Source organism: Bacillus sp. BPN334, assembly GCF_008368885.1.
Classification (GTDB): Bacteria; Bacillota; Bacilli; order Bacillales; family Bacillaceae_G; genus Bacillus_A; species Bacillus_A wiedmannii.
This window is the reverse complement of sequence record NZ_QOZW01000012.1, coordinates 445,819-460,398: the sequence shown is the minus strand read 5'-3', so window position 1 is coordinate 460,398 and position 14,580 is coordinate 445,819. Positions and strand designations below refer to the sequence as shown.

At 36.5% G+C, this 14,580-nt stretch carries 17 protein-coding genes; 9 read left to right on the top strand and 8 right to left on the bottom strand.

The window, feature by feature from the left end:
• Window positions 1-10: 10 nt before the first annotated feature.
• Genes DN393_RS20080 through DN393_RS20065 form a run of 4 tightly spaced genes read left to right on the top strand, consistent with a single transcriptional unit; the run spans window position 11 to window position 3,488 of the window.
• Window positions 11-892 (top strand): SGNH/GDSL hydrolase family protein, encoded by an 882-nt coding sequence (locus DN393_RS20080; protein WP_141525220.1) that lies wholly within the window; start codon window positions 11-13, stop codon window positions 890-892.
• Entirely contained in the window at window positions 889-1,806 is a 918-nt protein-coding gene (locus DN393_RS20075; protein WP_088047717.1) for an ABC transporter ATP-binding protein, read from the top strand. The genes DN393_RS20080 and DN393_RS20075 overlap by 4 nt, the downstream gene beginning before the upstream one ends.
• On the top strand, window positions 1,799-2,791 hold the full coding sequence (locus DN393_RS20070) for an ABC transporter permease subunit (protein ID WP_001206503.1): 993 nt from the start codon (window positions 1,799-1,801) through the stop codon (window positions 2,789-2,791). The genes DN393_RS20075 and DN393_RS20070 overlap by 8 nt, the downstream gene beginning before the upstream one ends.
• 19 nt (window positions 2,792-2,810) lie before the next feature.
• Complete coding sequence (locus DN393_RS20065) at window positions 2,811-3,488, top strand: uracil-DNA glycosylase (RefSeq protein WP_064476060.1); 678 nt, start codon at window positions 2,811-2,813, stop codon at window positions 3,486-3,488.
• A 41-nt stretch (window positions 3,489-3,529) separates the two neighbouring features.
• Here the strand turns inward: DN393_RS20065 and DN393_RS20060 are convergent, their stop codons facing one another.
• The 3 genes from DN393_RS20060 to DN393_RS20050 form a co-directional block, all read right to left on the bottom strand.
• Window positions 3,530-3,823, bottom strand: coding sequence for a DUF3817 domain-containing protein (locus DN393_RS20060; protein ID WP_048542756.1), 294 nt, complete (start codon window positions 3,821-3,823; stop codon window positions 3,530-3,532).
• Window positions 3,824-4,032: 209 nt separating this feature from the next.
• Complete coding sequence (locus DN393_RS20055; RefSeq protein WP_064476061.1) at window positions 4,033-4,854, bottom strand: Cof-type HAD-IIB family hydrolase; 822 nt, start codon at window positions 4,852-4,854, stop codon at window positions 4,033-4,035.
• Window positions 4,855-5,090: 236 nt separating this feature from the next.
• Entirely contained in the window at window positions 5,091-6,374 is a 1,284-nt protein-coding gene (locus tag DN393_RS20050; protein ID WP_064476062.1) for a purine/pyrimidine permease, read from the bottom strand.
• Window positions 6,375-6,469: 95 nt separating this feature from the next.
• On the opposite strand from DN393_RS20050, the gene DN393_RS20045 reads away from it, so the two are divergent.
• From DN393_RS20045 to DN393_RS20035, 3 genes are all read left to right on the top strand, one after another.
• Window positions 6,470-7,462, top strand: a complete 993-nt coding sequence (locus DN393_RS20045; protein ID WP_064476063.1) for a potassium channel family protein — start codon at window positions 6,470-6,472, stop codon at window positions 7,460-7,462.
• Between the two features lie 6 nt (window positions 7,463-7,468).
• Window positions 7,469-7,756 carry a YwdI family protein gene (locus DN393_RS20040; RefSeq protein ID WP_064476064.1) on the top strand — a complete coding sequence of 96 codons (288 nt, stop codon included), beginning with the start codon at window positions 7,469-7,471 and terminating at the stop codon, window positions 7,754-7,756.
• A 65-nt stretch (window positions 7,757-7,821) separates the two neighbouring features.
• Complete coding sequence (locus DN393_RS20035; protein WP_000688322.1) at window positions 7,822-8,190, top strand: DUF423 domain-containing protein; 369 nt, start codon at window positions 7,822-7,824, stop codon at window positions 8,188-8,190.
• A gap of 31 nt (window positions 8,191-8,221) precedes the next feature.
• On the opposite strand, the gene gerQ is transcribed toward DN393_RS20035, so the two are convergent.
• From gerQ to hemQ, 4 genes are all read right to left on the bottom strand, one after another.
• The gene (gerQ, locus tag DN393_RS20030) at window positions 8,222-8,650 is read right to left on the bottom strand and encodes a spore coat protein GerQ (protein WP_064476065.1); all 429 of its coding nucleotides are present in this window, start codon (window positions 8,648-8,650) and stop codon (window positions 8,222-8,224) included.
• Window positions 8,651-8,677: 27 nt separating this feature from the next.
• Entirely contained in the window at window positions 8,678-9,100 is a 423-nt protein-coding gene (gene cwlJ / locus DN393_RS20025; RefSeq protein WP_000538163.1) for a cell wall hydrolase CwlJ, read from the bottom strand.
• Between the two features lie 175 nt (window positions 9,101-9,275).
• Complete coding sequence (locus DN393_RS20020; protein WP_088047718.1) at window positions 9,276-10,547, bottom strand: serine hydrolase; 1,272 nt, start codon at window positions 10,545-10,547, stop codon at window positions 9,276-9,278.
• Between the two features lie 357 nt (window positions 10,548-10,904).
• Window positions 10,905-11,648 carry a hydrogen peroxide-dependent heme synthase gene (gene hemQ / locus DN393_RS20015; protein WP_088047719.1) on the bottom strand — a complete coding sequence of 248 codons (744 nt, stop codon included), beginning with the start codon at window positions 11,646-11,648 and terminating at the stop codon, window positions 10,905-10,907.
• A 279-nt stretch (window positions 11,649-11,927) separates the two neighbouring features.
• Here hemQ and pta point away from each other — a divergent pair, with 279 nt between their 5' ends.
• A complete protein-coding gene (gene pta, locus DN393_RS20010) occupies window positions 11,928-12,899 on the top strand; it encodes a phosphate acetyltransferase (protein ID WP_000067226.1) in 972 nt (323 codons plus the stop codon).
• 48 nt (window positions 12,900-12,947) lie between these two features.
• Here pta and lipL read toward each other — a convergent pair whose 3' ends face one another.
• Window positions 12,948-13,793: an octanoyl-[GcvH]:protein N-octanoyltransferase gene (gene lipL, locus DN393_RS20005; protein WP_088047720.1), complete on the bottom strand. Its 846-nt coding sequence runs from the start codon at window positions 13,791-13,793 to the stop codon at window positions 12,948-12,950.
• A gap of 174 nt (window positions 13,794-13,967) precedes the next feature.
• Between lipL and DN393_RS20000 the strand changes: the two genes are divergently transcribed.
• Complete coding sequence (locus DN393_RS20000; protein ID WP_088047721.1) at window positions 13,968-14,558, top strand: lipoprotein BA_5634 family protein; 591 nt, start codon at window positions 13,968-13,970, stop codon at window positions 14,556-14,558.
• The last annotated feature ends 22 nt before the right edge of the window (window positions 14,559-14,580 follow it).

Sequence of the window (14,580 nt, the reverse complement as noted above, 5' to 3'; positions counted from 1 at the left end):
TAGATAAGGTGTGAAAATCGCTTTTCAAAATTGCGTTTGGTATAATTATGGACAATCTATGAGGGCTAAAAGGGGTTTTGATATGAGATCAAAAGTAGTAAAAGTAATTCTACTCATTACAATTGCATCTTTCTGTTTATTTGCATATGGCTTTGTTTCAGGTGTAAATGATGTGTTAAATCCGAAAGCTTCAAATTTAATTAAAAAGACCGATGTAGTGGCAAAAGAGAAAAAGAAAACGGGAACGTTACAAATCGTTAGTTTAGGTGATTCATTAACACGTGGTGTTGGTGATAAAGAAGGAATTGGCTATATTGGGCGTATGAAAGAGGATTTACAAAAAGATTATAAGCAAAAGGTTGCATTAACAAACTTAGCTGTTAGTGGTGCAAAAATGCCCGATCTATTAAAACAAATTGAGAGTAGTGGCGCTCAATATTCAATTAAGCAAGCAGATGTAATCGTTTTAACAATTGGAGGAAATGATTTATTTCCAGGTTGGGAATCGCTTGGAAAGATAGATTTAGAAACATACCGTCCTGATACGGCGACGTTCCAAAATGAAGCGAAGAAAATAATAGAAGAAATTCGTAAGTTAAATACAGGTAGCCCTATTTTTTGGCTTGGTTTATACAATCCTTTTGAAGATGTAGAAGATTTAAAAGGTTCTTCAAACATCGTTGTAGACTGGAATGCATCTTTAGAAAAATTAGCGCTAAATGATAAAAATGTGTATATTACACCGACATTTGATTTATTCCAAAATCGTGGGAAAGAATTATTATACTCCGATCATTTTCATCCGAATGAAGTAGGGTATACATATATGGCAGACCGATTAGTTCAAAATGTTGTGAGTAAATTAAAACTAGAACAAGGAGGGGTAAAATGACGACGATACTTTCCGTACGAGACGTGAAGAAGGTAATTGGAAAGAAGACAATTGTAGAGAATATTTCCTTCGATGTAAAACAAGGGGAAGTGTTTGGCTTCCTAGGGCCGAATGGTGCCGGAAAAACAACTACAATTCGAATGTTAGTTGGATTGATTAAAGAAACAGAAGGTACGATTTCTATCGGTGGTTATTCAATTAAGGAAAATTTCAGAGAAGCGATGCGTCAAATAGGGAGTATCGTTGAAAACCCAGAACTGTATACATATTTAACTGGATGGGAAAATTTAAAGCAATTTGCCCGTATGCTAGGTGATATATCAGATGAACGTATTATTGAAATTGCTCAAATGGTTCATTTAGATGAAAGAATTCACGATAAGGTAAAAACGTACTCACTTGGTATGAAACAGCGCCTCGGCATTGCGCAAGCGCTTCTTGGAAATCCAAAATTGCTCATATTAGATGAGCCGACAAATGGTTTAGACCCAGCTGGAATTAGAGAACTTAGGGAATTTATACATAAGCTTGTGAAAGAAGAAAATATGAGTGTGTTTATTTCAAGTCACTTGCTAAGTGAAGTACAAATGATATGCGATCGGGTTGCGATTATTCATAAAGGAAAAATGATAACAGTTGCCAAGATTGAGGATTTAATTAAAACAGCAAGTGATCGTGTAGAATGGATTGTTACACCGATTTCTAAAGCGAAAGATATGCTAGAAGATGCTAAGGAAGTAAGAGAAGTGAGTATAGAAGATAATCGATTACTATGCCGCATGGATATTGCATCTATAAGTAGTTGGAATAAAAACTTTGTAGAAAATGGGATAGATGTGCATAGCGTTAAGGAGCTTGTATTTACGCTAGAAGATTTATTTATTGAACTCACAAGGGGTGAGCAGCATGCGTGAATTTGCGAATCTAGTTTTAAATGAATCGGAGAAAATTTATCGTAAGAAACGTATTTTTGTTGTCATGCTTATTTTAGCAATCTTGATCCCACTTTTTGTGTATGCGCAGTATCGTGAAGTAGAAACGACACAAAAAAGGCTAGGTACAACGGATTGGAAAGTTTCGCTGCAACAACAAATTGTTGATTCTCAAAACCGCTTGAACAATTCTAGACTACCAGAAGAATGGCGTGATTGGCTAAAGGTAAGAGTGGAGCAGCAACAATATTATTTAGATCATGATATTAACCCGATGGCACCGGGCGCACCCACTTTTGTAAGGGCGTTTATTGAGCAAGGAATTACATTGTTTATTCCGCTTCTTGTAATGATTGTAGCTATTGATATTGTTTCAGGAGAACGAAGTGATGGAACGATGAAGATGTTACTTACGCGGCCGATTCGGCGCTGGAAAATACTCCTTAGTAAGTACGTGACGATGTTATTTTTCATTTCACTCATACTGCTCCTTGTCGGTTTGTTTGCTTACGTATTATCAGGGCTTGTATTTGGATACTCAGGATGGAATTTACCCGTTTTAACTGGGTTTGTTATTGATAAGGAAACGTTAAATACGAATTTTGTACATCTTATTCCGCAGTGGCAATATATTTTGATGGCGTATGGATTAGCTTGGTTTGTTGCTATCGTTGTCGGAACTATATCATTTATGGTTTCCGTTTTAATTCGAAATACACCAGCTGGTATGGGCGTTATGTTAGCCGCACTAATTGCAGGTGGTATTTTAAGCTCATTCGCAACATCTTGGGAAGGTGCGAAATATATTTTTAGTGTGAATTTATCATTAACAGATTATCTATCAGGAAAATTACCTGCATTACAAGGGTTATCGATGGGGTTTTCTTTAATGAATTTAACTGTATGGGCCGTTGTGTCCCTTATTATTTCGTTTGTAGTATTTACAAAGCAGGATATGGTGAATTAATTGGACGGGAAGTGAAAGCATGAAAAATGTTTTAAAAAATGATTGGGGGCCATTATTGGCACTGGAATTTGAGAAAGAATACTATCGCAAACTAGCTGATTTTTTGAAAGAAGAGTACAGCACACATGTTGTTTATCCGAAAGTAGAAGATATTTTTAATGCTCTAGAATATACAAGTTATGAAAATGCAAAGGTCGTTATTTTAGGACAAGACCCATATCACGGACCGGATCAAGCGCATGGTTTAAGCTTTTCAGTACAACCTGGTATTAAAACGCCGCCGTCATTGCTAAATATGTATAAAGAACTTCGGGATGAATATGGTTATGAAATCCCGAATAACGGTTATTTAGTAAAGTGGGCAGAGCAAGGAGTTTTATTATTAAATACTGTACTAACAGTTCGACAAGGTGAAGCAAATTCTCATAAAGGGAAAGGATGGGAGCATTTCACAGATCGCGTAATTGAGCTATTAAATGAACGTGAAAAGCCGGTTATTTTCATATTGTGGGGACGCCATGCACAGGCGAAGAAAAAGTTAATTACGAATAAGAAGCACCATATTATCGAATCTGTACATCCAAGTCCACTATCAGCAAGACGTGGTTTCTTTGGTAGTAAACCATATTCTAAAGTAAATACGATTTTAGCTAATATGGGCGAGAGAGAAATTGATTGGGAAATTCCAAATCTATAAATAGAAAAGGTAGTTAACAGTCGTTAACTACCTTTTTGTTATTATTGTTGTTCGTTCTTTAATTTTGCATCTAGTACAAACGTACCGAATGGGATAATTGATGAAACGAATGCTCCAAGTGCCCATAAAATTGATTTACGGTGTACGATTGTTACTTGAATTACCGCAAAGATGAATAGAATAAATAAAACACCATGAGCCATGCCTGTAATTTTAACGGCTGTAGCAAATCCTGCAAAATATTTTAATGGCATTGCTACAAATAATAGTAGTAGGAAAGAAATCCCCTCAACAAGTCCAATTGCTCTTAATCGTCCGATTGGTGTAGATAACATGAAGTAGCCTCCTTTAATGTATGCTTGTATATAGTAAATTTGTATTCTTTTTCAAAATAAAATAGTCTATTTTGTTTCATTATATACAAAAAGAAAGTTTACACTACGAGAATAGTGCAAAGTTCAAAATATAGTCACAAAAGCGTGGTAATTTAAATAAAAACCTATTTGAAGTGTTTGACTTCAAATAGGTTTTGTGAATGAAAATATTAAACAAGTACTTCGTTTTTTAGTACAAATTTCTCTACGACTTTTGCAACGCCATCGTTCATATTTGTATCTGTTACGTAGTTGGCAATTTCCTTAATATCATCTGGTGCATTGCCCATTGCAACGCCAAGACCAGCAAATTCAATCATTGCTTGGTCGTTATAGCTATCGCCCATTGCGATAACTTCTTCACGCTTAATGCCAAGCTTTTGGATCAGTTTGTTTAAGCTCGTTCCTTTTGTAACACCGGCTTCAGTAAATTCTAAGAAGAATGGTTTCGAACGCATCACGCTTAATTGACCTTCTAGTTGTTGTTGTAGTTTTGATTCTACCGTTTGTAAATGTTCTGGATTTTCTACCATTAACACTTTTACAACTGGTTGTTGTACAGATTCTTTCAGGTTATTTACTTCTACGATTGGCATACCCGTAATTTGACCTTCAATTTCTGTATAAGAGTTGTTTTTTTCAGTGATAATATCGTCACCAATGTATGTGTGAATCCATACATTTTCTTCTTTACTAATATCGTAAAGACTGTGAACGATTTCAGGGGATAATGTACTACTGAATAACTCTTCATCTGTTTTACAGTTAATAATTTTTGCACCATTAAATGAAAGAATAAAGCTACCGTACTCCTCTAATTGCAATTCTTTTGCGATTGCACGCATTGCGAATGTTGGACGCCCAGAAGCAAGTACAACTTTTACACCTTGCTCTTGTGCAGTCATTAGAGCCTCTTTCGTACGGGGTGAAATAGTATGGTCGTCACGTAATAAAGTATCATCTAAATCTAAAACAATCATTTTATAAGTCATATTGAAAATTCCTCTCTTTGTTGAAATAGAAATAAAGTTTTATGAAGATATTGGGGAATATATAGTAAGACATCGAACTTCTTTATGTGAAGTTAGGAAAAGTCCTATATTGTTAGTATAAATTACCATGAGCGTGTTGCCCACGATAATTTATACCGCTAACGCCTGATTAGCTTGCACTTTATCATTATCGTAACAACTCTAAAGGTAGAGTGCAATAATGGAAGTTTTCCAATTTACGATGGTTGTTTTTCTGTTGAACGAGAAAATAGTATTTCGAGCAAAATTGCCATTACAGAGCCAAGAACGAGACCGTTACTTAAAAACGATGCTAAAAATGGTGGGAGCGTAGAAAATGCTTCTGCTGGAACAAACATAACCCCGACTCCTGTAAAGATCGAAAGACCCGCCACTTTAAATAATCGTTCTTTATCTTGTACTGTTTCGTATTCGCGAAAGGCAAGACCAATCATGCTTGCAAATACAGGATAAATGGCAGCATATCCGACTGCGACAGGTATCGCCGCAAAGAATGAAGTAATCTTTGGGAATATACTAACGAAAATAATAAAGCTTGAACCTAAAATAAATGGGAGTCGTTTATAAATATTAGTCGTTGCAATAAATCCTGCTGATCCAGAAATCGCGACAGGTCCAATAGCTGAAAAAAGGCCTCCTAGCAATTGATTGATTCCTGTTATAATGCCGGCTTGTTTAAAACGATCTGGTGCTGCATTCTTTTCATACTTAGAGACAATCCTTTGCACAACGCGAATACTTGCTAACATATTTGTTAGAAGTAATAGTGTAACGAAAACGACTGTAATTGCCATGTTCCATTCAATACGAGGCATTCCGAAAACAAATAGAGACGGAAAACGGATTATATCTGTCACAGGCGTTACTGGATTTGATAATCCGAAGCATGCGAATAATATCCAGCCGCAGACGATACTGAAAAGAACGGAATATTGTCCAATAATAGGTAGCTTCATGATGAAAAAGGATAGTAAAATAACAATGAGTGAAAGAATAAATACGTCAGCTTGTACTTCTGTATGTTGTCCGTCAAGGCCGAACATTCCCTTTAAGAAGGACCCGCTAAGTTGCGCGACAAGAAGAAATAAATATGTTCCAATGACTGTCGGTGTAAAATAGCGAACTAGTTTATCGATGATTCCAAAAATGCTAAGAATAATACAAATGATACCACTTAATAGGAAAGCATACTGAAGGACTTTAAGCGTTTCATTGCTGGATCCAAATAATACGACACCTAAACTTGCATAAAGGGAGAAAATCCCCCACCAAAGTCCAGCAGGACCTTCTTGAATAGGAAGTTTATGCCCAAATATAGCTTGCAGTAGGCCAGCAAAGCCAAGAACAAATAATGTTCTTTGTACAAATGCAATAGCTTCAGCGCCATCGAGACCATAACTAGTTGCGACGCTAATTGGTACGATAAGGCTTCCAGCTAAAATAAATAGCGCCCATTGTAAGGCGGAAAGAAATGTTTTCATTATATCAACCTCTTTCATAGATTCCGTATCTAGTATATATGTATTTCATTTCCGCTGGCAAAGATTGTAGATAGAGAAAAGAGTTGAAACACGATATGAATGCACGTAAGCAATTATGGATAGCAGTTATATGTATGACCTTTGTTGTAATTCTAGGAACGGTAGGATTTATGACGATTGAAGAGATTAGTTTGTTTCAAGCATTTTGGATGACGATGATTACTGTATTAACTGTTGGATACGGAGATGCCGTTCCTGTAACACAGGCAGGAAAAGTTTTTGCGCTTCTTATCATACCGGTCGGGGTCGGTATCGTTACGTATGCAATTGGTGTAGTGGCAGCTATGATTATTGAAGGGAATTTATTTCATGCAGTGCGGAGGAAGAAGATGGATAAACAAATAGCGCAGTTACAAAATCATATTATCGTATGTGGTTGTGGTAGAGTAGGGCTTCAAGTTGTACATGAATTGCAAGAAAAGAAAATTCCATTTGTCGTTGTGGATAAAGATGAAAGCATATTAGAGAAGGAAAAACTTTTGTATATACACGGAGATGCAACGGAAGACCAAGTGTTACATCATGCTGGAATTTCAAAGGCAGCTGGTTTAGTTGCCATCGTAGCAAATGATGCTGAAAATGTATTTATTACATTAACGGCTAGAGGATTAAACGATGCAATTAAAATTGTGGCAAGAGCAGAAAAACCAGAAACTGAAGACAAATTAAAGCGGGCTGGGGCGAATAAGGTGATTAATCCATCTAGCATGGCAGGAATTCATATTGCAAAAGGTATTGCGAATCCGCTAACAGTTCATTATATTGATACAGTACTGTATGGCGTGGAGCAGTCATTTGTAATTGAAGAGATTGCAGTAGGAAAGGGCTCTATTTTAGCTAGTAAATCATTACTCGAGAGTGATGTGAGAAATCAATTTGATGTAACAATTTTAGCGATTTTGAGAAATGGGAATGTTATACATAATCCAACGGGGCAGGAAAAACTACAAGAACATGATATGATAATAGTGTTTGGTTCAGTAGAGAAGCTAGGACAATTTGAGAAAGAACTACAAAGTAAGAGGTGACAAGGAATGCAAATATCGAGCGATAAGATTTTAAATAAAATGGCGAATGAAATTGCAAAGGCAAAAAGCAGTGAAGGGCAACAATCAAAAGCGCATTTATTAGTTGTGCGAGCGTTATGTGATTTATTATTAGATGAACAAGCTGAGCCTTCTATGTATAGAGAACCTGAGATTCCATCACAAGTAATTGGATCTCAGCCTATGACGACAGTTCAACCAGTTATGCCGGTTTCTGGAGAACCTGTTTATATAAAAGAAGAAGGCACAAACGGTAATTCTTTATTTGATTTTTAGAAGATAAATCGTTTGGCTTATATGAAAAAATTGCTTATGATAAAGGTAAAAAAAGGGGAATTAAGATGAAAATTTTCTTTTTACTAGGTTGTATTGCGGCAGGGCTATCTGTTGCGCTAGGGGCTTTTGGAGCACACGGTTTAGAAAATAAAGTTTCTGCAAAAATGTTAGAAGTTTGGAAAACAGGCGTTACATATCAAATGTTTCATGCAGGTGGACTATTCGTAGTTGCTTTATTAATGGATAAAATTCAATCATCACTTTTAACTACTGCTGGCTGGCTTATGGTAGCTGGGATTATTATGTTTTCAGGTAGTTTGTATGCATTAAGTACGACAGGTATTAAGTTCTTTGGCCCAATTACACCTCTTGGTGGTGTAGCGTTTATCGTGGCATGGATCTTAGTCGGAACTGCAGTTGTAAAAGGGTTATAAAAAACAAAAGCTGGCATATGCCAGCTTTTTTTTATGGTCTTGGAGCATAAGTTGCTTGTTGACTAGGTAAATACGTAATTTCTTCTGGGAATTCTACATAATCTAAGTAAATCATTAATAGTAAATAGCGTTTCCCAGATTGGGGCTCACTAATTACGATATGGTCACGGCCAGCTGCCTCAATAATACCTGTATAAGATTGTGTACCGAGTGAACTACCACGCTCATAAGTCATTACAACGGTCGCTTGCTTGCCTTTGTTCAAGCGAAGAATATTTTCAATATACGACTGTTCTAATGGTAACATGCCTTGAGAAACGGCATATTGAGCTTGCGCAGCTTGTTGTTGCATCGCTTGCTGTTGTTGCTGTTGTTGTTGGGTCATTTGTTGCGGTTGTACATAAGTTCCAGATGGTTGATAGAAACCTGTTCCGTAATACGGGTTTTGTTGCTGTGCCATCCAAAAATCCCTCCTCATTATCAATCCTTAATATACGCCAGGACAATCCTCGCCAGATGGCTGGAAGAAGCAGTGCTTTTTGAAGCGACCAGAGTTTTGTTGATTATACCAAGTTGGTGGACAAGGGCCTTCCGGTCTAAAAAACCATAAGGAAAAGTTGGCGGGCCAAAAACGTTGTCCTTGAATCGTTCGCCTTGCTAATGCGATATCTTGTTCTCTTGCACGCTGATAAAAATACCCTTTTTGCGTTGCTTCAAAACCGCCAGGATTTTGATAAACCATTTGACGTAAATTACGTATTTTTTTAAAATCTAAACAATTTCCGCGGACACGATTTACTCCTACGTTTCCGACCATTAACATTCCTTGTTGTCCTTCTCCTTCGGCTTCAGCACGCATCAGTCTAGCTAATAACTTTACATCTTCTTCGTTATAAGCAATAACACCCATTATGTGTCACCTCTCTTTTTGGAATACCTTGTGGAAAGAGGTTTATTTCTAGATGAAGTGTGTAACGATTACTAGTTCATACGTATGAGAAAAAGGACTCAGATATGACAACCAAACGAAGTTTTACATGGAGAGAGGAAAATAAAGAAAGCTAGCGTGAGCTAGCTTTCCATCATTAAAATACTTTAGACCATAAGTTTGAGAAGAAATCTCCGATAGAGCGCATTGTTAATACGAACCAATTTGCCTTTTCAACTTCTTCTGTCGTTTTTGCAGTAACTTTCATGTTTTTATTTCCATCTAAAAATCCATATTTATCAGTTGGTTCTAGAACGATGGAACCTACCTTTGCATCCTTTTTAACAGGAGCGACTAAATGTCCATCTTCAGCAAGGGATTTATCTACTTCAGTCCCAATTTTATAAGGATCTTTGCTACCTTTTTTCGCAATTACTGTTATTTCTTTTTCAGGTGCAATAGTTACTTGATCTTCTTTACCTTTTACTACAGAGATTGTGTTGTTTTTATCTACTTTTAATTTTTGTTTTTCAAAGTTATTAAATCCATATTCAATTAATGCACGAGATTCAGTGAAACGCTCGTCCATTGATTTTGTTTTAATAATTACTGAAATAAGGCGTAAGTCACCACGTTTTGCTGTAATGGTGAATCCGTATCCAGCCGTATCAGAACTACCAGTTTTTAAACCATCTGTTCCTTCATAAGAAAAAGCAGCACCTGGTAACATCCAGTTCCAGTTTTCCATACGAATTGGTTTCGGATGATTATCTGGGAAGTTTCTAAATCTTTGTTTTGTATCCTCTAGCATTTCTGGATACTTTGTAATCATTGCTTTTGAAAGCATACCCATATCGCGAGCTGACATGGAATTTTCTCCATTCGGATCCGTTCCCTCAGGGTGTTTTCCCTTTAAGTCAGCGTTATTTAACCCAGTAGCGTTTACAAATTTATATTTCTTTAACCCTAGTTTTTTTGCATGTTCATTTGCAAGATTTAAGAAGTTTTTCTCACTTCCTGCAAGAAGTTCTGCTAAGGCAATACTAGATCCGTTTGCAGAGAAGATAACGATAGAATGATATAACTCTCTTACAGTATATTGACGTCCCTTTTCAAACGGAACGTTAGAGAATTCATTATTACGTGAAACTTCATAAGCGTAATCAGAAATGTTTACCTTTGTATCCCAAGTGATTTTTCCTTCTTTAATTGCTTCTAATACAGCATAAACAACAATTAGTTTTGACATACTAGCGATAGCTAGTAATTCATCTGGATTTTGTTCATGCAGTATTTTTCCTGTATCTGCATCAAATAGAAGTGCAGCAGCTGCCTCAATGTGTATTTTTTCTTCCGCATGGGATGTTGTTACTCCTAAGGAAGAAATTGACAATAAAAGCACTAGTAAAATAGACAAGATTTTCTTCATATAGATTATCACCTTCGCATCGTTATTAGCATGTAGCTCGTACCATTTTAGCATAAATTTGGATATAGAAAGGTTACAATTTTGTAAGGAATTTGAAAGGAATTTGTCGATTTTTGTTCAAATTTGCGGAGAAAAGAAGTTTTTTGAAGAGAAATATAGAGGGTAATAAAAAAAGGAACGAATTTCGTTCCTTTTTCACGATTTGCCCCGTTATTTGCCGGGCAGTAAGATCCCCACCTCAAAATTAAGCGAAAGCAAAGAAGTTAGGTGGGCGATCAACTGCTCGTAAAAGCCCGATTGGTGAGGGATGATAATGAGTGGGGATGAACAAAACCCCCCACTCATTAAAGTTTCACTTTATATGTGTAAAAATTTCTCTACCTTTTCGTCTGGTAAAATGTTTCCAACGAAAAATGTTCCGAATTCACCATAACGAGCACTTACTTCATCGAAGCGCATTTCATATATAAGTTTTTTAAATTGAAGAACATCGTCAGCGAATAATGTTACGCCCCACTCAAAATCGTCGAATCCAACTGATCCTGAAATAACTTGGCGTACTTTACCTGCGTACTGGCGACCGATTTTACTATGACTGTACATCATTTTTTTGCGTTCTTCCATAGGAAGCATGTACCAGTTGTCATCACCTTGGCGACGCTTGTCCATTGGGTAGAAGCAAATGTGATTTGCTTTTGGTAGTTCTGGATATAAGCGAGCTAAGATTTGTGGGTTTTGATATGGATCTTCATCAGCTGGAAGGTAGTTGCTTAGTTCAACAACAGATACGTAAGAGTATGCAGGAACCATATATTCAGCTAATGTTGTTTTATTCAATTCTGTCTCAATTTCATTCAACTCTTCCATTGTTGGACGTAAAATCATAAGCATAATATCAGCTTTTTGGCCAACAACTGTATACATTGCATGACTACCTTTTTTCCCGGTAGCTACTTCATTCCATTTTTCAACGACATTTAAAAATTCAGACACAGCTTGTCCGCGTTCGTCGCTAGATAATGTTTTCCATGCAGCCCAATCAATAGAACGTAAATCATGTAAACAATACCAGCCATCTAACGTTGTTGTTGCTTCACTCATTCTATTCACCTCAGTTAATGATAGTTTTACACGTTAACTATAGCATATATAGTTTTAAAATCATCTATATAAAGCCTTAGCGCATAAAATTGTCACATTTAAATTTACTTGAAAATAGGAGAAGATAAGGCTTAAAGGGGATTTATTTCTAGGCTGAATTTTATGAAAATATAATCATTTTCATTTTATCTATTTTTTGGGAGCTATAAGTTTAAAATATAGAGGAAAAGCAGTATTCTTAAAGATAGAGTTTTTTAACATATATAGGAGGGTTTATTCGTGAGCAACTTATTTACAACAGTAAAAGAAAAAGTTCAAGGAAAAGGCATTTCTATCGTACTTCCTGAAGGAACTGATGAAAGAATTTTAGGCGCTGCAGAGCGTTTAGCAAAAGAAGAGTTAGTACAACCAATTTTAGTTGGTAATAAAGAAGAAATTAGCGCAAAAGCTGCTAGCATGAATTTAACATTAGCAGGCGTTGATATTTATGACCCAGCTACATACGAAGAAATGGATGCAATGGTAGCATCTTTCGTTGAACGCCGTAAAGGTAAAGCAACTGAAGAAGACGCTCGTAAAATCCTTAAAGACGAAAACTACTTCGGTACAATGCTTGTATACATGGGTAAAGCACACGGCTTAGTAAGTGGTGCAGCTCACTCTACAGCTGATACAGTTCGTCCAGCACTTCAAATTATCAAAACAAAACCAGGCGTTACAAAAACTTCTGGCGTATTCATCATGGTACGTGAAGAAGAGAAATATGTATTCGCTGATTGCGCAATTAACATTGCACCAAACAGCCAAGATTTAGCTGAAATTGGTATCGAGAGTGCGAAAACTGCTGAACTATTCGGTATTGATCCACGCGTTGCTATGTTAAGCTTCTCTACAAAAGGTTCTGCGAAATCTCCAGAAACAGAAAAAGTTGTAGAAGCAACTCGCATTGCGAAAGAAATGGCTCCTGAATTAACTTTAGATGGAGAATTCCAATTCGATGCTGCATTCGTACCGTCTGTAGCTGAGAAAAAAGCTCCAGGTTCTACAATTAAAGGTGATGCTAACGTATTCGTATTCCCAAGCTTAGAAGCTGGTAATATTGGCTACAAAATCGCTCAACGTTTAGGTAACTTCGAAGCAGTAGGACCAATCTTACAAGGTTTAAATATGCCTGTAAATGATCTATCTCGCGGATGTAACGAAGAAGAAGTGTACAAGTTAGCTTTAATTACAGCAGCTCAAGCACTTTAATTCTATAATGAATTGAAATAAAGACCGTCGCTATTATAGCGACGGTCTTTATTTTTCTAAGCCAAGTGCTTTATTGTTACGATCAATAATACGTTGTAAATTCGTCTCATATAAAGGTATTTCATCTATTGTTAATTGAGATGGTGTTAACTTTGGAGCGAATTGCTGCAATGTTTTTAAAAGGCGCATCATTAAATCTTGTACTGTAATGGTTTCGCCAAGTAATTCTGAAAGTGAAGCCATCGTACTCGGTACAATTTCAGGATACGTAAAGCGTGTTTCTTCTCCTTGAATGGCTAGGTTGTAGAAATCACGAACGAGTGCGGCACGCTCAGAGCCACTTCCTGTAGCGCAGAGATAAATTTGGACAGCGACACCACCGCGAATACGTCGCTGTGAAATGCCAGCAAATTTTTGATTGCGAATACTTAAGTCATAGCTACCAGGACAGTAAGAACCAACAATTTCTTTTGCCTCGATTGTAACATCGTAATCGTTTAACATTTCCTTAATTAAATGCCACATTGTATCGTATCCAAGATCAATATCGATACCTTTTTCGGTCTCTTGGAATAAAAGTGATACGTTTAAAACACCTTCATCAAGTACGACTGCAAGTCCACCGGAATTACGAACGATAACATTGAAGTTGTTTTCTTGTAAAAAGGAAATACCTTCTTCCAAGTGTGGTAGGCGTGAATCTTGAATGCCAAGAACAATTGTATTGTGATGAACCCAAGAACGCATTGTTGCAGCTGATTGACCATTTCCAATGCTTATGCACAGTGTGTCATCCATTGCGAATGACTGCAATGCATGGAATGTTGGTCCCAAACTAGACTGATCTACAATACGCCACTCTGGCTGAGATAAAATGGAACGGGAATTGCTCATATAACTAACCCCTTATCTTTAAAATGACAATCTCTATTATAGCAAAAAATGTAGAAAGTAGTTTTAGGAAGAAATCTTACTAAATTGTAATATTGTTGTAAGGAAAGTGAATTGGTTAAACGAGCTGCAATAGTTAAACTAAGAGATGCAATTATGCTTTTAGGAGGAATACAAATGAAAAAAGTTAAATTAGGAATCGTAGCAATTATGTCCGCTGCTGTATTTAGCGGTTGTTCTATTATGGATATAATCGCACCACAAGCAACAGGAGTTGTTATGTACGGAGATGAAGCAGGCGTTCAAAAAACAATGGATCAATATAAAGATAAAATTGAATCCCAAAATACATTTGAAGCAAAATTAGGAACTGTTAATGAGAAAAAGGTTTTAATTATGAATAAAACAACAGCTGAAAAGATGGTAAAAGAAAACATGCTGAAAAAAGTAGTGAAAGAAGATGTAGAACCTATTAAAGTATTGCCGTCTGTTTCAGGTGAAGTGGGAATAGTGTTTGCTAAAGATACACAAAATGATGTAGTAATTGATGGAAAGAAAATGAAGTATGAGGGTAATATAGTAATCGGTGATGCTCGTAAATATGCGGATATGTATGCAGTTGTTAGTGATGCCGAATATACAAAGATAAATGAACCGGTAAAAACGATTGGATTAGCAGCTTTTAAAGAGAATCCAAAGGAAAAGATTTTCCCAGATATAAAGAAAGGTTCTAACGTAGAAGAAGTGCATATGGTGGAAGTGAAATAATAAAAAAGGATGCATTGCATGC